This is a genomic window from Pseudomonas bijieensis, from assembly GCF_013347965.1.
In the GTDB taxonomy this organism is placed as follows: domain Bacteria; phylum Pseudomonadota; class Gammaproteobacteria; order Pseudomonadales; family Pseudomonadaceae; genus Aquipseudomonas; species Aquipseudomonas bijieensis.
On record NZ_CP048810.1, the window covers coordinates 114175 to 137978 of the forward strand.

The 23804-nt window shown below is 60.2% G+C and carries 19 protein-coding genes and 1 pseudogene; 7 read left to right on the forward strand and 13 right to left on the reverse strand.

Annotated elements, in window-relative coordinates; translation table 11 throughout:
* Positions 1–86 precede the first annotated feature (86 nt).
* The 4 genes from GN234_RS00500 to GN234_RS00515 form a co-directional block, all read right to left on the reverse strand.
* Entirely contained in the window at positions 87–1136 is a 1050-nt protein-coding gene (locus GN234_RS00500; protein WP_109753238.1) for a type III polyketide synthase, read from the reverse strand.
* Positions 1137–1293: 157 nt separating this feature from the next.
* Positions 1294–1734, reverse strand: coding sequence for a Zn-ribbon domain-containing OB-fold protein (locus tag GN234_RS00505; protein WP_109753237.1), 441 nt, complete (start codon positions 1732–1734; stop codon positions 1294–1296).
* A gap of 10 nt (positions 1735–1744) precedes the next feature.
* Positions 1745–2941: a thiolase family protein gene (locus tag GN234_RS00510; RefSeq protein WP_109753236.1), complete on the reverse strand. Its 1197-nt coding sequence runs from the start codon at positions 2939–2941 to the stop codon at positions 1745–1747.
* Positions 2942–2971: 30 nt separating this feature from the next.
* Positions 2972–4054, reverse strand: coding sequence for a hydroxymethylglutaryl-CoA synthase (locus GN234_RS00515; protein ID WP_176687611.1), 1083 nt, complete (start codon positions 4052–4054; stop codon positions 2972–2974).
* A 415-nt stretch (positions 4055–4469) separates the two neighbouring features.
* Here GN234_RS00515 and GN234_RS00520 point away from each other — a divergent pair, with 415 nt between their 5' ends.
* Positions 4470–5096: a TetR/AcrR family transcriptional regulator gene (locus GN234_RS00520; RefSeq protein WP_109753234.1), complete on the forward strand. Its 627-nt coding sequence runs from the start codon at positions 4470–4472 to the stop codon at positions 5094–5096.
* Positions 5097–5115: 19 nt separating this feature from the next.
* On the opposite strand, the gene phlG is transcribed toward GN234_RS00520, so the two are convergent.
* Positions 5116–5997: a 2,4-diacetylphloroglucinol hydrolase gene (gene phlG, locus GN234_RS00525; protein WP_163858143.1), complete on the reverse strand. Its 882-nt coding sequence runs from the start codon at positions 5995–5997 to the stop codon at positions 5116–5118.
* Between the two features lie 147 nt (positions 5998–6144).
* Here phlG and GN234_RS00530 point away from each other — a divergent pair, with 147 nt between their 5' ends.
* Positions 6145–6822: a TetR/AcrR family transcriptional regulator gene (locus GN234_RS00530; RefSeq protein WP_109753232.1), complete on the forward strand. Its 678-nt coding sequence runs from the start codon at positions 6145–6147 to the stop codon at positions 6820–6822.
* A gap of 24 nt (positions 6823–6846) precedes the next feature.
* Here GN234_RS00530 and GN234_RS00535 read toward each other — a convergent pair whose 3' ends face one another.
* The 4 genes from GN234_RS00535 to GN234_RS00550 form a co-directional block, all read right to left on the reverse strand.
* Positions 6847–7317, reverse strand: coding sequence for a DoxX family protein (locus tag GN234_RS00535; protein WP_109753231.1), 471 nt, complete (start codon positions 7315–7317; stop codon positions 6847–6849).
* 101 nt (positions 7318–7418) lie between these two features.
* Entirely contained in the window at positions 7419–7637 is a 219-nt protein-coding gene (locus tag GN234_RS00540) for a tautomerase family protein (RefSeq protein WP_003200762.1), read from the reverse strand.
* A 139-nt stretch (positions 7638–7776) separates the two neighbouring features.
* Positions 7777–9561 (reverse strand): IlvD/Edd family dehydratase, encoded by a 1785-nt coding sequence (locus GN234_RS00545; protein WP_163858145.1) that lies wholly within the window; start codon positions 9559–9561, stop codon positions 7777–7779.
* Between the two features lie 41 nt (positions 9562–9602).
* Positions 9603–10784: a fumarylacetoacetate hydrolase family protein gene (locus GN234_RS00550; protein WP_176687612.1), complete on the reverse strand. Its 1182-nt coding sequence runs from the start codon at positions 10782–10784 to the stop codon at positions 9603–9605.
* 114 nt (positions 10785–10898) lie between these two features.
* On the opposite strand from GN234_RS00550, the gene GN234_RS00555 reads away from it, so the two are divergent.
* From GN234_RS00555 to GN234_RS00570, 4 genes are all read left to right on the forward strand, one after another.
* Positions 10899–11849: a LysR family transcriptional regulator gene (locus GN234_RS00555; protein WP_109753228.1), complete on the forward strand. Its 951-nt coding sequence runs from the start codon at positions 10899–10901 to the stop codon at positions 11847–11849.
* A gap of 274 nt (positions 11850–12123) precedes the next feature.
* Complete coding sequence (locus GN234_RS00560; protein WP_116832715.1) at positions 12124–13506, forward strand: MFS transporter; 1383 nt, start codon at positions 12124–12126, stop codon at positions 13504–13506.
* Positions 13503–14243: an SDR family oxidoreductase gene (locus GN234_RS00565; RefSeq protein WP_163858150.1), complete on the forward strand. Its 741-nt coding sequence runs from the start codon at positions 13503–13505 to the stop codon at positions 14241–14243. The genes GN234_RS00560 and GN234_RS00565 overlap by 4 nt, the downstream gene beginning before the upstream one ends.
* Before the next feature lie 25 nt (positions 14244–14268).
* Positions 14269–15117 carry an ureidoglycolate lyase gene (locus GN234_RS00570; RefSeq protein WP_176687613.1) on the forward strand — a complete coding sequence of 283 codons (849 nt, stop codon included), beginning with the start codon at positions 14269–14271 and terminating at the stop codon, positions 15115–15117.
* 299 nt (positions 15118–15416) lie between these two features.
* Here GN234_RS00570 and GN234_RS00575 read toward each other — a convergent pair whose 3' ends face one another.
* From GN234_RS00575 to GN234_RS30245, 4 genes and pseudogenes are all read right to left on the reverse strand, one after another.
* Entirely contained in the window at positions 15417–18512 is a 3096-nt protein-coding gene (locus GN234_RS00575) for an efflux RND transporter permease subunit (RefSeq protein WP_176687614.1), read from the reverse strand.
* Positions 18513–18515: 3 nt separating this feature from the next.
* Positions 18516–19685, reverse strand: a complete 1170-nt coding sequence (locus GN234_RS00580) for an efflux RND transporter periplasmic adaptor subunit (RefSeq protein WP_109753222.1) — start codon at positions 19683–19685, stop codon at positions 18516–18518.
* Positions 19686–19786: 101 nt separating this feature from the next.
* Positions 19787–20542, reverse strand: coding sequence for a methyl-accepting chemotaxis protein (locus tag GN234_RS30240; protein WP_373459192.1), 756 nt, complete (start codon positions 20540–20542; stop codon positions 19787–19789).
* A gap of 150 nt (positions 20543–20692) precedes the next feature.
* Positions 20693–21838, reverse strand: a pseudogene (locus GN234_RS30245) (cache domain-containing protein); the annotation flags it as partial.
* A gap of 477 nt (positions 21839–22315) precedes the next feature.
* Here GN234_RS30245 and GN234_RS00590 point away from each other — a divergent pair.
* Positions 22316–23764, forward strand: a complete 1449-nt coding sequence (locus GN234_RS00590; protein ID WP_176687616.1) for an APC family permease — start codon at positions 22316–22318, stop codon at positions 23762–23764.
* The last annotated feature ends 40 nt before the right edge of the window (positions 23765–23804 follow it).

Here is a 23804-nt window from a genome sequence, read left to right on the forward strand (position 1 = left end):
CTTGAACGAGGTGAACGCCTGCGATCAATACGCCTGTAGCCAGGGGCAGGTGCCCCTGGCTGGGTGCTGGTGCGTTATCCGGTCTGTCAGGCGACCCACTTGCCCACGGCCATTTCAGCGGTGAAACCCGGGCCGAAGGCCGCCAACATGCCAGTCGCGCCATCGACAGGCCCGCTGTCGAACTGGCGCTTGAGCACATCGAAGACCACCACGCTGGCGATGTTCCCGGCTTCGCTCAAACTGTCGCGGGATTGCGCGACCCTGCCGGGTTCCAAGTCCAGTTGCAGGACCAGTTCATCAAGAATTTTCCGTCCGCCGGTATGGAAGATGAAAAAGTCATTTTGAGCGCAATGTTGATTGAAGGTCTCGTAGTTCAATTCCTCCATCATGGGCGCGACATCTTTAATGGAGTTCATGACCGCCTTGTCCAGGGTAAAGTGAAAGCCACTGTCTTTGACGTCGTATTTAATGTAGTGCTCGCTGTCAGGCAGGAAGTAAGACCCCGTCTTGGCGATCTTGAAACCAGGCGCCTGGTCGTCGGCTCGCATTACGCAGGCCGATACGGCATCGCCGAATAATGCCGCTGAGATGAACGCGTGCAACTTGGTGTCCTGGGGTTGATAGCAGAGCGACGAGAACTCCAGGGAGACGATGAGCACATGGTTGTCCGGCGCGAGACTGGCGAAGTCATTGGCTCGATTGATCGCCGCAGCGCCTGCCACGCATCCCAATTGAGCGATAGGCAGTTGTACGGTCGACGTTCGCAGGCCCAGGTCGTTGATCAAGTGGGCCGTCAGCGAAGGCATCATGAAACCCGTGCACGATGTCACAGCGACCATTCGAATGTCGTCTGTGGTCAGCCCGGCATTCTCGATGGCTTGGCGCGCCGCGATGGATGACATGCGGCGGGCCTCGCGCTCATAAACGATGCTGCGATGGGTGAAGCCGGTATGCACTGCCAGTTCATCGATGGGCAGGACCAAGTGTCGCTCGTTCACCTGTGTGTTTTGAATCATGCGTTTGGCAAGAGCCATTCTCGGGTGATCATCATGCAACTGCTCTAGATGCTCGATCATTTGTTGCTGGGTGATCTTGTATTGCGGGAACAGCAGACTGGGTTTGCAAAGAGTAGACATGACAAGTCCTCGGCTAAAAGCCAATAAATTTAGAAACATGTTTAAGGCAATGACAGCAAAGCTGGACTCTGAAAAACAGAATCAAAGCAACGGGCTTGGAGGCCAAAAACTTGACTGTTGTTATCGATAACGCGGGTATGGCGGACGTCTAAGTTTGTTATTTCACCAATACAAACTTATAGGCATATTGCCAAGCCAAGTTGCTTTCCCGGACATGTTTTCGAATGACCATGCGTACGGGCGCACCGCTGACAACTTGCCGGGGATCGATGACGTCAACTATTTCCGAGGCAATCACCAGACCGTCATCCAGACGCACCATCGCCATGTAGCGAGGCACGGTTTCGCCATAGCCCATGGCCGCAAGTATGGGGTTCTCGGCATGGGCGCTGACTTGGATAGTGCCGGTGCGTGCGCAGCGATACGGTTCTACGTTCAACGAGTTGCACGCGCCGCAAACTGTGCGCCGAGGGAAGAAGATTTCTTCGCAATCCTGGCACCGGCTGCCTTCGAGGCGGTATTTACCGCCGTGTTCGCGCCATTCGCGCAACATGCTGGCGGTGGTCATGCGGTGAATTTGTTCAGGGTAAAGGGACATGGTCGGCTCCTTAATCGTTGGAAAGCACAATGACGCTGTTGTGCGCGGCGTAACCGCCCAGGTTTTGCGAGACACCAATACGGGCGCCTTTGACTTGGTTGTTGGACTCGCCGCGGAGCTGCCGGAACAATTCAGTAATGTGCAAAATCCCATCGCAACCGGAAGCGTGGCCGCGTCCGATGTTGCCGCCATCAGTGTTCAGGGGAAGTTGCCCATCAAGGGCTATGCCGCCTTCCAATACAAAGTCGCCTGCCTGGCCTGGACCACATACGCCCATGGACTCCATTTGAATCAACCCGGCGCCCAGCAAGTCGTAGACTTGCGCCACATCGATATCCTTTGCGGTGATACCGGCTTTTTTGTAGGCGATTTCGGCGCAGGCCAGCGAGTTGGCGGAAACCGCCATGCCGACATCTTTTGGCAGCCCCGGAAATTGCAGCGTCGGGTTGTGATAGCGCGTGCCGAAATAGTGCGATACACCGGTGTAGGCACAGCCACGGACAAATACCGGTTGGGTCGTGTAACGGTGCACAAGGTGTTCGGCAACCAGGATGGCGCATCCGCTGGCTTCACCCCAGGCCAGCATGGAGCCGCATGCTTCGCTATTTTTGAGTGTTTCGAGGGACGGGATCGGCACGCCATAACGGGTAGCCGTGGGAGTGTTATGGGCATAAATGCGCATCTGCCGCCCAAAGGTAGCCAATACATCCGCTTCGCGTCCTGCATAGCCGTACTTTTCAAAATATTCGGCGGTCGCCAGGGCGAAGGCGTCTGTGTGAGAGATGCCTAGAAAATAATCGTATTCACATTCAGTGCTGGAGCCGATGTACTCGGCGTAGTTGAAGTGGTCGGTCATTTTTTCAAAGCCGCCACACAGAACGATGTCGTATTCACCTGAGGCGACCATTTGGTGAGCCATCTGGAAAGACACCGAACTGCTGGTGCAGTTGGCCGTACTCATGAACGTGGGGGCAGGGCTGATCCCCAAGGCATCGGAGATGGTGGGGCCCAGGCCTCCGTATTCAGAAATGCCTTCACCGTGGTACCCGTAGGCAACTGCCTGGAGTTCGCGAGGGTGCATCTTGATGGCGTTGAGTGCCTGGTAGGCGGACTCGACGATCATCTCCTTGAAAGTCTGGCGAACTCTGGAACTGCCAGGTTTAGGGGTATAGGCAGCCGAAACGATAGCAACGCGTCGTGCGCACATAAAAAGGTGCTCCTTGCTGGATGATTGGAATCAGAGATAGGCCGTCAGGGCATAGTCGGGCCGCAAGTATTTGAACTCGTACTTGATCGACGTCCCGTAATCCACGTAGTACTTATCCTCCAGCAGCGTGCGCAGCGGAACGTTGGTTTTTTGATAGGCTTCGATGGCATCGGTGACGGTCAGGGCAATGGCATCGCTGCCTGCACCAAATCCATAGGAAACCAACAGGATTCTTTCGCCAGGACGCGCTTGATCGAGTACGTTGACCAAGCCCAACAAAGGACTCGCGGCTCCAGCATCGCCGACACTCTGGGCATAGATGCCAGGTTCGATTTGGGCCTTGGTGAATCCCAGGTGCTTGCCGAGAGAGTAGGGGGTCGATACCAGGTTTTGTTGGAAGACGACGTAATCGAAATCATCGGCTTGCGCATGGATCTTGGCCATCAATCCCGAGGCGGCGCGGCGAGTCTGGTCCTCGAGGCCGATACTGTTCTTGTCCGAGCCCAATCCCATTCCCGAGCGGATGTAGCGGTCCCCTTGAGGCCTGATGTTGTCAGCGACATCCGCCGCGCAAGAAAAACTTGCGTCAAAATGCGCGATCACATTTTCTGTCCCCAACAGCAAGGCCGCGGCTCCGGCTCCGGCATAGGACTCCGTCAAGTCACCGGGGGCGGTGTTGCGGTTGATCGTATCGGCGCCCACCGCCAAAGCGTTGCCCGCCATGCCCGACGCTACCAAGGCGTACGCGATCTGGAGGGCGCTGGTGCCTGATTTGCCGGCAAACTGCACGTCTGCGCAAAAGGCGTCATAGCCGCAGCCGAGCATTTCCAGGATGATTGCGGCCGAGGCCCGGGAGTCGTAAGGATTGGTGCAGGTGCCAAGATAAAGCGCTTCAAGGGAACAAGGTGGTGCCTTGTCCAGCGCGCGTTGGGCGGCGAGGACACCCAAGGTTATGACATCCTCGTCGGGTTGCAGGACGGCCCTTTCAATAACGCCCAATTGGTCCTTTACCAAGCTCAGATCGGTGTTTTTCCACACCTGGATCACGTCGTCCACCTTGAGCCGGCAGACCGGGATACCCGAGCCATAGCTCACTATTCCTACCTTATTCATGTGTACATCCTCCAGATTCCGTTCTTTCACCTGTTGGCCGGGGCCGTGACAAGCGCATGAAATATTTAGAAACTATCTATTGGTACCCGCAAAGCGATACTGGCGGTCATATGCCCGTAAATCGGCAGGTTCACCAAGCAGAACCTACCGGTCAGCATGTGAACAATGGGTTTATTCTCGTCCAATTATTATGTATGATACGAAACGTGCCGTATCGTTAAGGTCGCGTTAAAAATTTATGAATTCCTTCTCCGATTTCCTTACATAGAGGCAATAAGCACTCCAGAGGCCCGCTGCTAAGCAGAAGCTGAGATCAAATAAACATACAAAACGAAACGATCCGTTTCATTGCTTTTCGAGAGAATCCTATACCCTGAGTCTCTTTTGTCAAGCGCCATATTGGAGATTTTGAATTATGGCCCGTAAACCATCTCGGAGCTCCATTGGCTCATTGAGGAGCCCTCACACGCACAAAGCGATCATTATTTCCGCCATAGAAACCCTTAAGGAGTGCGGTTATTCGGGGTTGAGCATCGAGGCGGTGGCTCGCCGTGCCGGCGCAAGTAAACCGACCATCTATCGGTGGTGGGGTAACAAGGCAGCCTTGATCGCCGAGGTCTACGAGAGTGAAAGCGAGCAGATTCGCAAAGAGCCTGATAAAGGCTCCTTCAAGGAGAACCTCAATTTCTTGCTGCTCAATCTATGGAAGGTCTGGCGAGAAACGATTTGCGGGGAGGCTTTTCGGTGCGTCATCGCTGAGGCCCAGCTCGATCCCAGTACGCTGCCAAAACTGAAAGATGAATTCATGGAGCGGCGTAGGGAGTTGCCTCGCAAGCTGGTGGAAAATGCCATTCAGCAAGGCGAGTTACCCAAGGATACGTCGCGTGAACTGCTTTTGGACATGATCTTTGGGTTCTGCTGGTACCGGCTGTTGACTGAGCAGTTGGAGGTGGAAGCGGATATCAATGAGTTCACGACACTTCTGCTGAACGGGGTATTGCGCCCGACTTCGGCAGCGGTTCAGGGCGCCGCCGAAGCCTGATTATCGGGTGGGGTTGTCCTTACTTTGCGCCACTGAATTGCGCATGAAGGCTCGGCAGGATGCTGGCCAGGTGGTTGAACTCACACATGTCATGCACTGCAAATTCATAAGCCAGGGTTTCCAACTCCACTTCCCCCAGGCCGCTTTCTTCCAGGAGCTGGGCGGCTCGCTCGGCGCCTGGAAAACGCTGCATGGCAGGGTGGCTGCCGACCCAGTAACGGCTCGTCAGATACAAACCTTCCGGGCATTCCTTGAACAAGTGCGCCATCAACGACACAGGCACTTGTGGTTCGTGGGCCAGGCTCATCAAGGCGCTGACGCTGCCATCTATCTTGGATTCGCGATACAGATCCGGACAGAAGCCCAGCTCGCAGGGATCCCTGAAATGAATGTGCAGGTGCATGAGACGGTCGCCGACGTACTCAGAGGCGCAAAAGGTATTCCCATACAAGCTTTCCTCAAAGCTCAAGGTAGTGTCGCTGAGACGCTCGTGATGAACGCAGGGGTTTTCCACATGGGCATAAGGAAACCACAAGGTGTAGCGTTCAGCCTCCAATGGATGCCACATGAACCACCACTTGAGCATTTCAGCTGTGCAGTTGGGGAAAAACTTGCGGCTTTGCACATAAGCCATTGGCCCTGGCAGCAAGGCGTAGCCTGCCTCTTCGCTAATGAAATCAGCAGCGAGCATGCGGTTGAGGTCTTCAATACTGGGCGTCAAGGTGTCAGCCAGCGGCATGGGGCCTTGCTGTATTTTTTCGACAGCACTGAGCGGCACGCTGATCTTCGAGCGGAAAAATTCGGCGTAGGGTTTGCCTTGAATGGCCTGTTGATTGGCCAGGAACTGCTTCTGCATTGGCAATGAGAAGTAGGTGAAAGGTGTCATTACGCGCGCTTCCATGACGATATTTCCTTGATAGTGCGTGAGAAGCCGCGGCATCGGCTGCGAAGTCCTCACGCGGTGTTGTAAAGGGACAATGACGGGACCAAAATAGGTAGGCTGAAATAAAAAGTCAAATTTGAATTAGAACTATAAAGAGAGGAGCTCATGGACAATGCCATTGGCAAGCCTTCCCTGCCTCGTGCTTCGCGGCTCGATGGGCAGGCAACGCGGCTGCAGATTCTGGAAAAGGCCGGTGAACTGTTTGCCGAGCAGGGGTTGGCCAACACCACCAGCAAGCAGATTTGTGAACGTTCGCAAGCCAACAGTGCGGCGGTGAACTATCACTTCGTGAATAAAGAGGGCCTGTATCGCGCAGTGTTGCTCGAAGCCCATGCTCGGTTGGTGCAACTGGAAACGCTGGTTTCGCTTAACGAGCGGCCAGGTTCACCGCAGGACAAGTTGCGTGCGCTCATTACCGTGCTGGTCGAGCGCCTGCACAATCATCCCGATGGCTGGGCGCTGAAAGTGCTCACGCGCGAAGTGCTTTCGCCTTCTCCCGAGTTTGAGGTGGTGCTCAAGGAGCAATCGTTTCCCAAGGCACACATCCTGCGTGGCTTGCTTGGACAAATCATGAACTTGCCGGCGGATCACCCGACAACGTTGCGCAGCGCCATCAGCGTCTTCGCACCCTGTCTTTTCTTGCTTATAGCCCATCAGCCGCTAAAGCAGCATGTACTGCAGGGGTTGAGTCTCGAGCCGCAGGGCTTGATAGACCACATGATGAGCTATGCCCTAGGTGGCCTCCAGGCAGTGGCGGCGACTGCGCACGATGCTGCAAGCTGACACCGGGGCCGCCATCATCGGCGTCTACCGCTGGCGCGAGTCCAATGAATAGGCTCCGCCGCCGCGCGCGACGATGTAGAGGGCGAGAAAGCCCATCAGTACCGGAAACTCAATGCCTCGGTCTATCCAAGGCCATGTCGGTCCCAGCGCATAGCTGATTGCAAGCATTTGAATGGCGATCAGCAGGGCGACGAGTCGCGTACCCAACCCCATCGCCAGCATGATTGCACCGACCGTCTCCAGAAGCATGACCAGAAAGGCAAGCTGTGCAGCGAAAGGCAGCCCCATCACGTTCTGGATAAGGTTGATCGAGGCGGCCATTGGATCTGCCATCGAGCCGTGAGAGCTGCGCAGAGCCTTTGGTAAACCGTGGGTCAACAGGACCACGGCGAAGATAATCCGCAGCAAGGCGTACAAATAGGGTTCGAAGCTGGCGACCCGTGCAGTCACGGTGGCCTGCGCGTGGCGCAGCGACGATAAGTCTTGAGTTGTCATGGGGAATCCCTGGCAGGGTGGCTTGAAGCGCCGGCGCATGAGTTCGATACGACCCCCGACGCGAGGCGAGGGTCGATACCTCTGCGAATACTCCGAAGGCGCTATTGTCCTTTGGCGGGCAGGCCCATTTTCGCTAGCGTCAGCGTTTCATCGGCGCGTCCCCATCCGCCGTCTGCGACCTCTTCGACAAGGACCATGGTGAACGGGCGGACCCCTTCGCCGAAGTACTCGACGAACATCTCGGTGGTGCGATGGATGATTTCTTCTTTGCGGGCGTGGTCCAGGATTCCTTCGGGGAATTTGTAGTTGGCGAATGGCATGGATCGACTCCGTGGGTGTAGGAAAGATGCGGTAGGGACAACGCCCCCTGGCGCGCATCTTTCCCCTTTAGGTCCATGGAATAAATCCCTCTGGATTGTCATCAGCATTCAACATGCGTGAACAATCGGCAGCCTTGGCTCAGTGCGAATGACGCGGCTCGCCGCTACGGGCGATCACGCGCAGATGCAACGTGGCCGGCTCCAGGCAGCCCCCCGTGGACAGTTGCCCCACCAGTTGCCGGTACAGCTCCTGCCAGGGCGTTTGCGAAGGTGGGATGTTCGGCGTCCACTCGAGTCGGCGTCGGGCCATCTCGGCATCGTCGATCAGCAGGTTCACGGTGCGCGTGTTCAGGTCCACTTTCAGCCGGTCATTGGTTTTCAGCAACGCCAGGCCGCCACCCACGGCCGCTTCAGGGGACATATTGAGGATCGATGGGCTTGCCGATGTGCCGCTCTGGCGGCCGTCGCCCAGGCAAGGCAGGGAGTCGATGCCTTGTTTGATCAGCGATGCCGGAGGGGCCATGTTCACCACTTCGGCGCTGCCGGGGTAACCCACGGTGCCAACGCCGCGGATTACCAGGATGCAGCGCTCGTCGATGTCCAGCGCCGGGTCGTCGATCCGGGCGTGATAATCCTCCGGTCCTTCGAACACGATGGCCCTGGCTTCGAAACTGTTTTCTGCGCCGGGCTCGGACAGGTAGGTCTTGCGAAACGCCTCGCCCACCACCGACATCTTCATGATCGCGCTGTCGAAGAAATTGCCGCTGAGCACAATGAACCCGGCTCGGTGTTTGAGCGGGGTGTCGAAGGGGTAGATTACATCGGCGTTGCTGGTCAGGCTGCTGCGCACGATTTCGCCGATGGTCTTGCCGCTGACCGTGGCGCAGTCTTCATGCAGGCGTCCGGCTTTTCGCAATTCATGCATCACCGCGGGCACGCCGCCGGCCCGATGGAAACCTTCACCCAGGTACTTGCCCGCCGGCATGCAATTGACCAGCAGCGGCACGTCCTCGCCGATCCGTTGCCAGTCATCCAGGCTCAGCTCGACGCCCATGTGCCGGGCGATGGCAATCAGGTGCGGCGGGCAGTTGCTCGAAGCGCCCAGGGCCGAGGCGACGGCGATGGCGTTCTCGAAAGCCTGGCGGGTCATGATCTGTGACGGGCGGACGTCTTGCAGCACCAGTTCGCAGATGCGCTTGCCGGTGGCATAGGCCATCTGCCCGCGTTCGCGATAGGGTGCCGGAATGCTCGCGCAACCAGGCAGCGACATGCCCAGGGCTTCGGCCAGGGCGTTCATCGACAGGGCGGTGCCCATGGTGTTGCAGTGGCCCACCGATGGCGATGCCGCAGTGGTCATTTCCATGAAGCCTTCGTAGTCGATCTCGCCGGCGGCCATCAGGTTGCGCGCATGCCAGAGCACAGTGCCGGAGCCGATCAGCTCGCCCTTGTGGTGGCCGTCGAGCATCGGTCCGCCGGACAGGACAATCGCCGGCAGGTCGGTGGTCGCCGCCGCCATCAGGCAGGCCGGGGTGGTCTTGTCGCAACCGGTGGTGAGCACCACGCCGTCCAACGGGTAACCGTGAAGAATCTCCACCAGCCCCAGGTACGCCAGGTTGCGGTCCAGAGCGGCGGTAGGCCGACGCGACTGTTCGGCGATCGGGTGCACCGGGAACTCCATGGGAATGCCACCGGCGTCACGGATACCGGCCTTGACCCGTTGGGCCAGTTCCAGGTGATGACGGTTGCAGGGGGTCAGGTCGCTGCCGGTCTGGGCGATGCCGATGATCGGGCGTCCCGATTGCAGCTCCTCGCGGGTCATCCCGTAGTTCATGTAGCGTTCGACATACAGGGCTGTCATGTCAGCGTGGGCAGGGTCATTGAACCATTGCTCGCTGCGCAGGCGGCGTTTTGGCGTGTCAGTCATGATTCATTTCTCTCTTGTAATTAGGCGAATCGGCAAACGGTTCAGCGGGCGAGCAGTCCTCGGGCGGCCAGGTTGCGCAGCAAGGCGCCGACGCCAAAGGTCCAGGGTGTGGCGTCGCAGCTGTGGGTCACTTGATTATGCAGGCTGCCGAGCAACGGGCTGCTGATACTGACCCGGTCACCCAGTTTGTGGGTGAAACCGCTGCCGGCATGATCACGGTCTGCGGTGGGGGCGAACAGAGTACCCAGAAACAACAGGAAGCCATCCGGATATTGGTGATTGCCGTTGAGTGTCTGGCCTGCCAGGTCCTGTGGGTCACGGCTGATCTGGCTCATGGAGCTCGAGCCGCGCAGGCGGTAACCGTCCTTGCCTTGAACCTCCAGATCGACCACGCAGGCCCGCACATCATCGAGGCTGAAGCCCTCGTCAAACAGGCGAATGAACGGACCGATGGCGCAGGATGCATTGTTGTCCTTGGCCTTGCTCAGCAACAGCGCACTGCGACCTTCGAAATCCCGCAGATTGACGTCGTTACCCAGGCTGGCGCCGTGGATCTGGCCGCGGCTGTTCACCGCCAGCACCACCTCCGGTTCCGGATTGTTCCATAGCGAGCCGGGATGAATGCCGATGCGGCTGCCGCTGCCGACGGCGGAGAGGACTGGGGCCTTGGTGAAGATTTCCGCATCCGGGCCGATGCCGACTTCCAGGTACTGCGACCACATGCCCTGTTCGATGAGCCAGGCTTTCAGGCGCATGGCCTGCTCGGAGCCCGGCACGATCGAGCGCAAGTTGTCGCCGATCACGCTGTGCACGGTGGCGCGCACGGCTTCGGCTTTTGCCGCGTCACCGCCGGCCTGTTCCTCGATCACTCGCTCGATCATGCTGGCGGCGAAGGTCACGCCGGCGGCCTTGATCACTTGCAGATCCAGAGGGGGCAAAAGCGACGGTTTGGATGGGTCGGTATCGGGGCCGGTGTTGGCCAGCAGCGCCTCGACACTGGCGATGAAGGTGCCGGGTGTCTGTCTCACGGCGGCCAAGGGCGATTCTGTTTCCAGCAAATCACTCAATGTCGCAAAACGATCCGACAGATCGAACACACCGTCGCTACGCAACGCAATGGGCGAAGGCCCGGCGATCCGGCCAGGCACCCAGGCGCGGCCAATCAAGGTGCCGGCCACGCCATCGACGGGCAGGGTGTTCTCGGGAGTAAGCATCAGCGACATGGGCAGTCTTCCTGGTTCGTAAAGCTTTCAAGCTAGGGCGCGCTGTTGATGAACTCCAATGAGATATATTCAGTATCTGATAACGTCCGGTTATTGCATCGTCGAGGATTGCCCATGTCCGACCTGTCTTTCTCCAGCTTCTGCGGCTGGCTCAAATTCCGCCATCTGCTGCTGATCGATACCTTGGGGCGCACCTGCAACATGCATTTGGCGGCCGAGCAGATGAACCTCAGCCAGCCGGCCGTGAGCAAGATGCTCAAGGAAATCGAAAGCCTGCTCGGCTTCGCTCTGTTCGAACGTCGCCCCCGAAGCATGCCGCCCACCGCGTTGGGTGAACATGTGCTGCGTTACGCGCAGATCGCCTTGAACGACGCACGTTCGTTCGTCGAACAAATCAGCAGCCTGCGCGAAGGCGGCCATGGTTACCTGAAGGTCGGCGGTATCTTTGCCGCGACGGCGGTGGCCTTGCCCGAGGCGATCTTGCAGATCAAGCAACGCTGGCCCTTGCTGTCTATCGAGGTGGTGGAGCAGACCAGCAACCATTTGATGAAGATGCTTGAGGAGAAAAAGCTCGATCTGGCGGTGGCTCGGTTTACCGAGCAAAGCCAGCAACAGCGCTACGATTTCCAGCCCTTGGCTCCGGAACCGTTCTGCATCGTGGTCAATGACCGTCATCCGCTGGCGAACGCCGGGCCGACGTCCCTGCAGCAACTGGTGGACCTGCCGTGGATCCTCTACCCGGTCGGCACGCCGATCCGCGCTCGCATGGAACTGGCCTTTGCCGAGGCCGGGGTTGCGATGCCGCGCAACACCATCGATACCATTTCCATGCAGACCTTCCTCCAGGTGCTGCAACGCGGGCCCATGATCGGCATGCTGCCCAACGCCATGGTCGATCCGCTGCTCGAAAGCGGCCAGCTCAAGACCCTCGACACCCCCTTGCACCTGGTACCACAGGACTACGGCATCCTCACGCGAAAGGATGAGCCGCTGGTAGGCGCGGCACTGGAGTTCGCCGAGATCCTCAAGGACAACGCCCGCTTGGCCGCCATGCAGCCTGCTTAAGGACAAGATGAGTCTGTGGGAGCAAGGCTTGCCCGCGATGCAGGCGCCTCGTTTCCCCTCAGACCGCGTCGTCTTCATCGCGGGCAAGCCTTGCTCCCACAGATGACTCGCTACAGGTTCCATGAACTTGAGGGTTAGTTGATAACGCCTCGTTATCGACTAATCCAAAAATGCCATTGGGAAAGAATCGATTCCCGACAGTAGAGTCCTCGTTCAATCGCCGGATGATTCGCTCATTCGACGTGACCCAATAAAAACAATCAGGGGTTACCTCATGCAAACCATCTCCGAGCAGTTGCCCGCCCAGGCGCAAGCTGGCGAGCTCGATTTTGAAGACCGGACCTACCGCAAGGTCATCTGGCGGATCCTGCCCGTGTTGCTGTTGTGCTACATGGCGGCGTACCTCGATCGGGTGAACATCGGGTTCGCCAAGCTCGACATGCTCAACGAGCTGCAATTCAGCAACACCATCTATGCCTTGGGCGCCAGTATGTTCTTCTGGGGCTATTTCCTTTTCGAGGTCCCCAGCAACCTGTTGCTGCATCGCTTCGGCGCACGGTTCTGGATCGCCCGGATCATGCTCAGTTGGGCGGTGATCTCCATGGCCGTGGCCTACACCGTGCCGCTGGCGGCTTTCTTTCACATCGAATCGAGCACGATGTTCTACGTGCTGCGCTTCCTGTTGGGGATCTGCGAAGCGGGCTTTTTCCCCGGCGTGATTCTCTACCTCAACTACTGGTTTCCAACCCATCGGCAGAGCCGGGTGATGTCCGGGTTCCTGTTGGCGTTGCCAGTGAGCCTGACCCTGGGCGGCATCCTCTCCGGTTGGCTGATGAATAGCATGCAAGGGGTGCATGGCCTGTCCGGCTGGCAATGGATGCTGCTCATCGAAGGCATTCCGTCGATCATCATGGCGTTCGTGGTGATCGTCTGCCTGGCCGACAACATCGACAAAGCCAAATGGCTGAGCGTCGCGGAAAAAGCCTTGCTCAAGGCCAATCTGCAAACCGACAACCAGGGCAAGGCCACTCGTTTGAGCGAAGTGTTCTTCAACCCTCGGGTGTGGTTGTTGGTGTTGATCCTGCTGACCTTCAACACCGGCTTTTATGGCCTGGCGTTCTGGATGCCGTCGATCATCAAGAGCACCGGCATTACCAACAGTTTGCACATCGGTTTGTTGACCGCCATTCCTTACTCGGTGGCGGTGGTGGCGATGCTGCTCAACGCCCGGCACTCCAATCGCACTGGTGAGCGGCGCCTGCACGCGGCGATTCCGGCCTTCATTGGCGGTGCCGGCCTGATCCTCAGTGCCTTCTTCGCTGACAACCTGGTGTTGTCCGTGCTCTTTCTCAGCGTCTCCGCTTCCGGAATCCTCAGCCTGATGCCGATTTTCTGGACTCTGCCGGGGACCGTGCTGTCGGGCGTCGCCGCCGCAGCCGGGATTGGCATGATCAACGCCATCGGCAACCTGTCGGGCTTCACCGGTTCGATGATCACTGCGGTGGCGGAAACCCTGACGGGCAATATCAACAACGGCACCTATGTACTGGCCCTGTGTCTGTTGGTCAGTGGCGGGCTGATCCTGGCCATTCCCGCCTCGATGCTCGGCAGGACACCCAAGAGCGCCGCCACGGCAGCGCAACTGGAGGCTGCATGAGCCTACACAACAAGCGCGTACTGGTGACGGCCGCGGGGCAGGGCATTGGCCTGGCCAGCGCCGTGGCCTTCGCCCGGGCCGGTGCCGAGGTGTTCGCCACTGACATCGATATCCGTGCTCTGACGGGGATCGAAGGGATCACCGCCATGCCCCTGGACGTCACGTCGCCCGCGGCCATCAGCGCCGCCTGCGAACGCATCGGCGGGCTCGATGTGCTGTTCAACTGCGCAGGCTTCGTGCACAGCGGCAATATCCTGGAGTGCGATGAAGTGGCCTGGGCGCGTTCGATGGACCTCAATGTCACGGCCATGTATCGCATGATCCGTGCGTTCCTGCCGGGCATGCTGGCCCGTGGTGGCGGCTCGATCATCAACATGTCGTCGGTGGCTTCCAGCATCAAAGGCGTGCCCAATCGCTTCGCCTATGCGACCAGCAAGGCGGCGGTGGTGGGCCTGACCAAATCCATCGCCATCGACTTCGTCAGCCAGGGCATCCGTTGCAACGCGATATGCCCGGGCACCGTGGATTCGCCTTCGCTGCGCCAGCGCATCGCCGACCAGGCCGCGCGGCAGGGTGTCGATGAAGCAGAGGTCTACCGGCAATTCCTCGACCGTCAGCCCATGGGGCGCATCGGCAGTACTGAAGAGATCGCGCAGTTGGCGGTGTACCTGGGCAGCGATGCGTCTGCCTACACTACAGGGGCGGTACACGTGATCGATGGCGGCATGAGCCTCTGAATTTTCAATTGAGCAGGAGCACTTCATGAAACTGTTGCGTTACGGCGAAAAAGGTTCGGAAAAACCTGGGTTGTTGGATGATGACAATCAAATCCGCGACCTCTCGGGCCACGTGCCGGACATCGCCGGTCAGGCCCTCGGCCCGGACAGCCTGGCCGCGCTCGCCGCCCTCGACCCGCGCAGCCTGCCGCTCGTTGCCGGTCAGCCTCGGATCGGTGCCTGCGTCGGCCAGGTCGGCAAATTTATCTGCATCGGCCTGAACTACGCCGACCATGCGGCCGAGTCGAATATGGAGGTGCCGAAAGAACCGATCATCTTCAACAAGTGGACCAGTGCCATCTGCGGGCCGAACGACGACATCCAGGTCCCCCGCGGCTCGCTCAAGACCGACTGGGAAGTCGAGCTGGGCGTGGTCATCGGTAAAGGCGGGCGCTACATCGACGAAGCGAACGCCATGGAGCATGTCGCCGGCTACTGCGTCATCAACGATGTGTCTGAACGCGAGTGGCAGCTGGAGCGCGGCGGTACCTGGGACAAGGGCAAGGGCTTCGACACCTTCGGCCCCCTTGGGCCCTGGCTGGTGACCCGGGACGAAATCTTCGACCCGCATACGCTGGATCTGTGGCTGGAGGTCGACGGACACCGCTACCAGAACGGCAATACCCGAACGCTGATCTTCAGCGTGCCGCAATTGATTGCCTACCTGAGCCGGTGCATGAGCCTGCAACCGGGGGATGTGATCTCCACCGGCACACCGCCTGGCGTCGGCTTGGGTATCAAGCCCAACCCGGTATTCCTGCGGCCGGGCCAGACCATTCGCCTGGGGATCGAGGGCTTGGGCGAACAGCGCCAAGTCACGGTGCAGGCGGACTGATCGCTGGGCTCGCTGCCATCTTCGTGAGCCTGCTCGCTCCCACAGGGGCCTGTGGGGCAGATGAATTCTGTGCCTGTCGAAGATCAAACTGTGGGAGCGAGCCTGCTCGCGATGGCGGTGGGGCTGCTTGCATCCACACTGAATGTGCCGCCGCCATCGCGAGCAAGCTTTGCTCCCACAGATCTGACAGGTGTACGACCAGGAGAGCCAGGTCGGCTGCCAGGCCGCCATCGCGAGCCAGCTCCCACAATGGGAACGGAGTACGACCGGGAAAACCAGGCCGGCTATAAGGCCTAGCCTCACTTTGCACCAACACGCCTGACACGCTTCATCACCACCACAAAAAACACCGGCACGAACACCACCGCCAGCGTGGCGCTGATCATCCCGCCGATGACCCCGGTACCGATGGCCTGTTGGCTCGCCGAGCTGGCACCGGTGGCAATCGCCAGCGGTACCACCCCAAGGATGAACGCCAAGGAGGTCATGATGATCGGCCGCAAGCGCAGGCGTGCGGCCTGGAGTGTGGCATCGATCAGGTCGTGGCCTTCGTCGTACAGGCTCTTGGCGAACTCGATGATCAGGATCGCGTTCTTTGCCGACAGGCCGATGATGGTGATCAGCCCGATCTTGAAGAACACATCGTTGGGCATGCCGCGCAACGACACGGCCAATACCGCGCCGAGCACACCCAGCGGCACCACCAGCAACACCGAGGTCGGGATCGACCAGCTCTCGTACAACGCCGCCAGGCACAGGAACACCACCAGCAGCGACAGGCCCAACAGGATGGGCGCCTGGCTACCGGACAAGCGTTCCTGCAAGGATAACCCGGTCCATTCCTGGCCCAGGCCTGTCGGCCCCAGGGCCACCAGTCGTTCGATTTCGGCCATGGCTTGCCCGGTGCTATAACCCGGTGCCGGTTCGCCGGAAATACTCACCGCCGGATAGCCGTTGTAGCGGGTCAATTGCGCCGGCCCCTGGGTCCAGCGGGCTTGGACGAATGCGGACAGAGGGACCATCTTCCCGCTGTTGTTGCGCACATGAATCTTCAGCAAGTCCTCGACCTGGCTGCGCTGGTCGCCCTCGGCCTGGACCACCACCCGCTGCATGCGCCCCTGGTTGGGGAAGTCGTTGATGTAGGCCGAACCCACTGCCGTGGACAACACACTGCCGACGTCGGCGAAGGAAATGCCCAGGGCATTGGCCTGCTTGCGGTCGACCTCCAATTGCACCTGCGGTGCTTCGGCCAGGGCGCTTTCGCGCACATTCATCAGCATCGGGCTTTTTTCGGCGGCGGCAAGCAATTCGCTGCGGGCCTGCATCAACGTCGCATGGCCGAGGCCACCACGGTCCTGCAGACGGAACTCGAAACCGCTGGAGGTGCCCAGGCCGTCTACCGGCGGCGGCAGTACCGAGAACGCCATGGCGTCCTTGATTTGGCTCAGCGCCAGGTTGGCGCGCTCGGCGATGGACGCCGCCGAATCATCGGCGCCGCGTTGCGACCAGTCCTTGAGGGTGGTGAAGGCCAGGGCCGCATTCTGCCCGCTGCCGGAAAAGCTGAAACCGAGAATGATCGTGCTGTCGCCAACCCCCGGTTCGCCGGCGTTGTGGGCTTCGATCTGCTCCACCACCTGCACCGTCCGGTTTTTGCTGGCACCCGGTGGCAGCTGAATGTCGGTGATGGTGTAGCCCTGATCTTCCACGGGCAGGAACGAGGAGGGCAGGCGACTGAACAGCAGGCCCATGCCTACCAGCAACACGCCGTAGATCAGCAGATAACGGCCGCTGCGTTTCAACGCATAGGCCACCCAACCCTGGTAGCGGTCGCCGAATCGTTCGAAGCCACGGTTGAACCAGCCGAAGAAGCCGCCCTGGCTGTGGTGATCGCCCTTGGCGACAGGCTTGAGCAAGGTCGCGCAGAGCGCGGGGGTCAAGGTCAAGGCGAGGAAGGCCGAGAACAGGATCGACGTCGCCATCGACAGCGAGAACTGCCGGTAGATCACCCCCACCGAACCCTGCATGAAGGCCATCGGAATGAATACCGCCACCAGCACCAGGGTGATGCCGATGATCGCGCCGGTGATCTGCCCCATGGCCTTGCGCGTGGCCTCTTTGGGCGACAGCCCTTCCTGAGCCATGATCCGCTCGACGTTCTCCACCACCACGATGGCATCGTCCACCAGGATGCCGATGGCCAGTACCATGCCGAACATGGTCAGCACGTTGATCGAGAACCCCAGCGCGAGCATCGTGGCGAAGGTGCCCATCAGCGCCACCGGCACCACCAGGGTCGGGATCAGGGTGTAGCGGATGTTCTGCAGGAACAGGAACATCACGGCGAACACCAGCAACATTGCCTCGCCAAGGGTGTAGATCACCTTGGTGATCGAGACCTTGACGAACGGCGACGTGTCGTAGGGAATCTTGTATTCCACACCGGCCGGGAAGTAGCGCGACAGCTCATCCATCTTGTTGCGCACCAGGGTCGCGGTGTTCAAGGCATTGGCGCCCGGCGACAGTTGCACCGCCACGGCGGTGGAGGGCTTGCCGTTCAGGCGCGTGGAAAACTGGTATTCCTGGCTGCCGATTTCCACCCGGGCTACGTCGGCGATGCGCACCGTCGAGCCATCGGGGTTGGCCTTGAGCACAATGTCGGCAAACTCTTGCGGCGTGTTGAGCTGGCCTTTGACGACGATGGTCGCGGTAATTTCCTGGGTGCTGCGGCTCGGCAAATCCCCCAGGCTACCGGCCGACACCTGGGCGTTCTGCGCCACGATGGCGGCATTGACGTCAGCCGGGGTCAGGTTGAAGCCCACCAGTTTCTGCGGGTCGATCCAGATCCGCATGGCGCGCTCAGCCCCATACAACTGGGCCTTGCCGACACCGTCCAGGCGCTTGATCTCGTTCATCACGTTGCGCGCCAGGTAGTCGCTGAGGGCCACGTCGTCGAGCTTGCCGTCGCTGGAGGTGAGGGTGATCAGCAGCAGGAAGCCGGCGGAGACTTTGTCCACTTGCAAGCCCTGCTGTGTGACCGCTTGCGGCAGGCGCGACTCCACCGCCTTGAGGCGGTTCTGCACGTCGACCTGGGCCAGTTCCGGGTTGGTGCCTGGTTGGAAGGTCGCGGTGATGGTGGCGCTGCCCAGGCTGCTCTGGGACTCGAAATACAGTAGGTTGTCGGTGCCGTTGAGCTCCTCCTCGATCAGGCTGACCACGCTTTCGTCCACGGTTTGCGCCGAAGCGCCTGGGTAGACGGTGTAGATCTCGATTTGTGGCGGCGCCACGACCGGGTATTGCGCCACCGGCAGTTGTGGAATGGCCAAGATACCGGCCAACAGAATGAACAACGCGACGACCCAGGCGAATACCGGACGGTCGATGAAAAACTGCGGCATGGCTTAGTGTCCTGCCTGTGGCCCGGGAACCTGGGCGAGGGGAAGTGGGGTGTCATCGATCTGGACCTGGTCACCGGGCCGGGCGTGTTGCAGGCCTTCGATGACGATGCGGTCGCCGGGTTTCAAACCGTGGGTGACGACCCAGCGATCGTTTTGCGCGGCACCCAATTGCACCGGTTGCTGGCTGACCTTCTGCTCGGCGTCCAGCAGCAACACCTGGGCGACCCCGGCGCTGTCTCGCAGGATCGCCCGTTGCGGCACGGTGATGCCTTGGCTGTTGACCGCCTGTTCCAGGCGCACGCGAATGAAGCTGCCGGGCAGCAGGTCCAGGTCGGGGTTGGGGAATTCGCTGCGCAGGGTTATCTGGCCGGTGCTCGGGTCAACGCTGAGGTCGGTGAACAGCAACTTGCCGGGCAGCGGGTAAGGGCTGCCGTCGTCCTGAATCAACGTAGCCTTGGCCTGGCCCTGGCCGACCGCTTGCAAAAGCCCTGCGCGAAAGGCGCGGCGCAGGTCGTTGAGTTCGCGAGTCGACTGCGTGAGGTCGGCGTGGATCGGGTCCAGTTGCTGGATCAGCGCCAACGGCGTGCTTTCGTTCTGCCCCACCAGGGCGCCTTCCGTCACCAGGGCGCGACCGATGCGCCCGGAAATCGGCGCGGTCACCGTGGCGTACCCCAGGTTCAACCGCGCCCGCTCTACGGCGGCCTTGCTGGCAGCGACATCGGCTGCGGTCTGACGCACGCTGGCCCGGGCGTTGTCGTAATCCTGGCCACTGATCGCCTTGTCATCGATCAACTGAGCGTAACGCTGTGCCTGCAAGCGGGCCTGGAACGCATTGGCCTCGGCCTTGCGCAACGCCGCCTCGGCACTGTCCAGGTCGGCCTTGAACGGCGCCGGATCGATGCGAAACAGCACATCGCCTTTCTTCACATCGCTGCCTTCGCGAAACACTCGCTGCAAGACCACGCCGGCCACCCGCGCCCGGACTTCGGCCACTCGCGGCGCGGCGATACGGCCGCTCAGCTCGTTGCTGATCGACAGTGGCCGGGCCTGGACGGTTTCGACACGCACGCTTGCCAGCGGGGCGGAGGCTTCAGGGGTCGAGGTGCTATCACAGCCACTGAGCAGCAGTGTCCCGACCAACAGGCCCAGTGTGACGACAGGAATCTTGGACATGGTGCTTCCCCAATATTGAGCCGCCCATGGTAGGGATCCAGGCCCATGACAGGGGTGAAGCTTTGTAGGCGCTCTGTGAAATTGTGTAATCACGCAGGCCACTAAATCCGAAAATGCCCCACCAACTGCTGTTGACGGTTGGCCATGGTATGCAGCGAGTGACTTGCCTGAGAGGCTTCCTCCATTCGGCCGGTCAAGGTCTCGCTGATCCCGCGAATGTCACTGACGCGATGGCTGATGTCTTCTACCACGGCACTTTGCTCCAGGGCCGCGCTGGCGATCTGTTGGTTCATGTGTTCGATCACTGCCACGGCGTCGCTGATGTGCTGCAGCGCCGCATGGGTTTTTCCGACTTGAGCGACGCTGTCCCTGGCCTGTTCGCGGCTCAGTTGGGTGCTGTGCACGACCTCCTGGCTCAACTGCTGCAGCGCTTCGATCACCGTGCGTATCTGCTCGACCGAGTTCTGGGTGTTGCTGGCCAGATGACGGACTTCGTCAGCCACCACCGCGAAGCCGCGGCCCTGTTCACCCGCCCTGGCTGCTTCGATGGCGGCATTCAAGGCCAGCAGGTTGGTCTGCTGGGCAATGGCGCAGATCACGTCCAGCACCTGGCCGATGTGTTGACTGCTGCCGGCCAACGCCTGCACTTGCCCGAGCGTGGTCTCCAGGCGCCGGTCGAGGTGATCGATGCTGGTGACCGCATCGGCGAACAGTTCACGCCCCGAACGGCTGGCATTTTCGGCGACGGTAGCGGCATCGGCCGCCTGGTGGGAGTGGCGGGCCACTTGCTGGGCGCTGGTGCTCATTTCATGCAGGGCGGTGGCTGCCAGCTCGACTTCCCGGTACTGCGTGTGCATGCCCGCGCTGACTTCCCGGGCCACCTGCGCCGACGTATCGGCGGTGTTGCGGGTGTCCAGGGACGCTTGCTGGATATCGCGAATAATGGGCTGCAATTTGTCGAGAAAGCGGTTGAAGCCATTCGCCAGTTGGCCCAGTTCATCGTGGCGGTCATTGGGCAGGCGCTGGGTGAGATCGCCATCGCCTTCGACAATCGCATCGAGCATATGCGCTACCCTCAGCAGCGGCCGGGTCACGCCATAAGCGGTGAGCCAGATAAGCAATAGTCCCAAACCGGCAGCCAGCAAGCCCAGACCGAGGTTGAACCAGTTGGCCTGGCGATGCTTGTCGTCCAGCTGTGCCTGCATTTGCAGGGCCGGCGCTTGCACCAGCGCTTGCGGCACGCGTATCTGCAACTGCCAGGGGGTATTGGCGGGAACGGTTTGCACGGCTTGTCGAACGTCGACTGAGGTGTCGGTCACACTGCCGCTATGGCCGGCAGTTTGCCCTGAAGGGGAAAGAATGTTGATCTCGCTGTGGCCGGGGTACAGGTCGTCGGCCAGTTGGGCGGCGAGTTCCTGAAGGGTCCCGAGACTGATGTCCATGCCCACCACACCGATGATTTTGCCCTGGTCCGACAGCGGGATGGAAATGCTGCTCATCAGGGTTTTCTGGCCTTCGACTTCAATCGCGTAGGGCTCCGTCACGCAGGTGTGCCCCTGGGTCTGTGGGCAGACGTACCAGGCGTTCGCCGGCTCGCTGCCCGGCGGCGCCGTGTTGGCACTGATCTGGGCTTCGCTGAGCACCTCCTGGACCAGATGTCCGGGTTGGCTCTGCGACCAGTACAGGGCAAAGCGACCGTTTTCGTTGCCGGCCAGGCTGCGTTGGCCCGCGAAACCGGCATCGTCACCGGCCAGCGCGTCGGGCAGCAGCACGACGTAGAAGCCGAGCACTTTCGCGCGATCCATCAGGGCCTGGCGGGTCGCGCTGACCAGGTCCTGGCGCAACTGCCCTGGTGTCAGTCGCCCGTTCAGTGCCTGGGCGCGCAGTTGCAAGACCTGCTGGGCGAAACCTTCCCCATAGATCGCTGTTTCGCTGAAAAAGCGTTCCACCCGCTGACCATGAGCCAGGGCTTGCGCCTGCAGGCCTTCCAGGGCCGAGCGCCCCAGCAGTTGACCGCTTTGCTGCTTGAGCAGCGTCGCGCCTTGCTGGTTCTGATACAGGGAGGCGCCGGTCAATGCCCCGACGACGGCCAGCAGGCACAGCCCACTCAAGAGTGTGATCCGCCATTGGATAGAGAGACGAGCGAAGAACATGCTGAGATTTTCCTGCGCTTAGGGGCTTTTATTGTTTTGGGCCCAGCGCTGTCTGAGCGGTGGGCGAGGTTATCTTGCGGCAGGATGCGCCTTCCCGTTATCCCGAATCGGCAGCCGTTGTGCTCCGGCATTGGGCTAACGCGGTTCACCTGGGGCAACGACACCCCTGTGGCGAGGGGATTTATCCCCGCTGGGCTGCGAAGCGGCCCCAAATGCAGGCAACCCGGTGTATCAGACAGATTGAGTTGACTGCTCAGGGGCCGCTTCGCGCCCCAGCGGGGATAAATCCCCTCGCCACAAGGGCCGACCTGTTTTGGGGCACGGCTTCGGATGCTGCCGTTTTGGGATAGCGAAGGGTTTTGGCAAGGGCCTAGCATCGAATCCAGCGTGCAAGCAGAACAATAAGCTTTTGGAAGTCGGCGAAGCTGGCCGTCTCCGATCCAGCAACAACTGCCTCATACAATAAGGTCAAGAACAATGAGTGTATCTTTCCCGATCAGCAGCTCGACGGAGTTGAAGCGCGGCGCCCTGGGCGTCGGCTTTATCATCTTCTTTGTGATTTCGGCGGCGAGCCCCTTGAGTGTCATCGCTGGCGGTTTCCCCATTGGCATCATGTTGGGCAACGGCGCCGGCACACCGGCATTGCTGCTCCTGGCGCTGCTGGTGTTGCTGGCCTTCTCGGCGGGCTACACCGCCATGTCCCGGCACATGACCAACGCCGGTGGCTTCTACGCGTTCACCTCCCGTGGCCTCGGTGGCCTGGCCGGTGGGGCGGCGGGGGTGCTGGCGATGTTTACCTACAACATCCTTCAAGTGGGCCTGTATGGCATGTTCGGTGGCGTGGTCAGTGGCACGATGGCCAGCGTCTTTGGCCTGGACTTGCCGTGGTGGACTTACTCGCTCCTGGCAATGGCGAGCATTGCGATCCTCGGCTATCGCAAGATCGACCTGTCGGCCCGGGTCCTGTCGGTGGTGGTGGTTGCCGAGTACTTGGCGATCCTGACGCTGGATTTCGCCATTCTCAAGACCGGTGGCGACAGCGGCATCAATCTCGATTCGTTCGAGCGCAGCCATGTGTTCAGTGGTACGCCGTCAATCGGCTTGCTGTTCTGCTTCGCTGCCTTCATTGGCTTCGAGGCCACCACCATCTATGGCGAAGAGGCGAGGAACCCGCACCGTACGATTCCTATCGCCACCTACAGTTCGGTGCTGTTGATCGGTGGTTTCTATGCCCTGTCGGTCTGGTCGATGATCGTCGGCGTCGGGGCGGACAAGATCGTGCCGACCCTGCAGGCGCTCCAGGATCCCACCACCTTCATCTACGGCATGTCCGATCATTTTGTCGGCCCGTACCTGACCCAGATCATCCGCGTGCTGTTCATGGTCAGCATCTACGCCGGGTTGCTGGCGTTCCACAATGCCGCGGCTCGTTACTTCTATGCCATCGGCCGCGACGGTTTGCTGCACAGCCGGTTGGGGACCACCCATCGTGTGCACCAGAGTCCGCATATGGGTTCGGTCCTGCAAAGCCTGATCGCGGCGGTGGTGGTGCTGATTTTCGCCGCGCTGGACGCCGATCCGATCCTCCAACTGTTCGCCTGGTTCTCCAACCTGGCCACGCTGTGCGTGATCCTGCTCATGGCCCTGACCTCGGCGGCGGTATTTGTCTATTTCCGCGCGCATCCGGAACTGAAGCTGGGGCTCTGGCGCGGTCGGATTCTTCCGGGTTTTTCGTGCCTGGCATTGCTGGCGGTCCTGGCCCTTGCGGTGATTCATTTCGATGTGCTGACCGGCGCCAGCCAGCTCTTGTCCTACGGCCTTTGTGCCGTGATTCCCGCCGCGCTGATCGTCGGCGTGCTCCTCGCTGCTCGATTGCGCAAGGCTTCGCCCGAGCGGTTCATGGCGCTGGGAAGCCACAAGCTCTAAGGCGTCAAGCGACAACGTCAATCCACCCAGAAAACAAGTC

Excerpts from the sequence above, each read along its gene's own strand:
- GN234_RS00590 (WP_176687616.1), top strand. The coding sequence starts at position 22,316 with ATGAGTGTATCTTTCCCGATCAGCAGCTCGACGGAGTTGAAGCGCGGC.
- GN234_RS00550 (WP_176687612.1), bottom strand. The coding sequence starts at position 10,784 with ATGTCGCTGATGCTTACTCCCGAGAACACCCTGCCCGTCGATGGCGTG.
- GN234_RS00540 (WP_003200762.1), bottom strand. The coding sequence starts at position 7,637 with ATGCCATTCGCCAACTACAAATTCCCCGAAGGAATCCTGGACCACGCC.
- GN234_RS00505 (WP_109753237.1), bottom strand. The coding sequence starts at position 1,734 with ATGTCCCTTTACCCTGAACAAATTCACCGCATGACCACCGCCAGCATG.
- GN234_RS00580 (WP_109753222.1), bottom strand. The coding sequence starts at position 19,685 with ATGTCCAAGATTCCTGTCGTCACACTGGGCCTGTTGGTCGGGACACTG.
- GN234_RS00500 (WP_109753238.1), bottom strand. The coding sequence starts at position 1,136 with ATGTCTACTCTTTGCAAACCCAGTCTGCTGTTCCCGCAATACAAGATC.
- GN234_RS00565 (WP_163858150.1), top strand. The coding sequence starts at position 13,503 with ATGAGCCTACACAACAAGCGCGTACTGGTGACGGCCGCGGGGCAGGGC.
- GN234_RS00575 (WP_176687614.1), bottom strand. The coding sequence starts at position 18,512 with ATGCCGCAGTTTTTCATCGACCGTCCGGTATTCGCCTGGGTCGTCGCG.
- GN234_RS00560 (WP_116832715.1), top strand. The coding sequence starts at position 12,124 with ATGCAAACCATCTCCGAGCAGTTGCCCGCCCAGGCGCAAGCTGGCGAG.
- GN234_RS00545 (WP_163858145.1), bottom strand. The coding sequence starts at position 9,561 with ATGACTGACACGCCAAAACGCCGCCTGCGCAGCGAGCAATGGTTCAAT.
- GN234_RS30240 (WP_373459192.1), bottom strand. The coding sequence starts at position 20,542 with ATGCACACGCAGTACCGGGAAGTCGAGCTGGCAGCCACCGCCCTGCAT.
- GN234_RS00510 (WP_109753236.1), bottom strand. The coding sequence starts at position 2,941 with ATGTGCGCACGACGCGTTGCTATCGTTTCGGCTGCCTATACCCCTAAA.
- GN234_RS00555 (WP_109753228.1), top strand. The coding sequence starts at position 10,899 with ATGTCCGACCTGTCTTTCTCCAGCTTCTGCGGCTGGCTCAAATTCCGC.
- GN234_RS00535 (WP_109753231.1), bottom strand. The coding sequence starts at position 7,317 with ATGACAACTCAAGACTTATCGTCGCTGCGCCACGCGCAGGCCACCGTG.
- GN234_RS00520 (WP_109753234.1), top strand. The coding sequence starts at position 4,470 with ATGGCCCGTAAACCATCTCGGAGCTCCATTGGCTCATTGAGGAGCCCT.
- phlG (WP_163858143.1), bottom strand. The coding sequence starts at position 5,997 with ATGGAAGCGCGCGTAATGACACCTTTCACCTACTTCTCATTGCCAATG.
- GN234_RS00570 (WP_176687613.1), top strand. The coding sequence starts at position 14,269 with ATGAAACTGTTGCGTTACGGCGAAAAAGGTTCGGAAAAACCTGGGTTG.
- GN234_RS00530 (WP_109753232.1), top strand. The coding sequence starts at position 6,145 with ATGGACAATGCCATTGGCAAGCCTTCCCTGCCTCGTGCTTCGCGGCTC.
- GN234_RS00515 (WP_176687611.1), bottom strand. The coding sequence starts at position 4,054 with ATGAATAAGGTAGGAATAGTGAGCTATGGCTCGGGTATCCCGGTCTGC.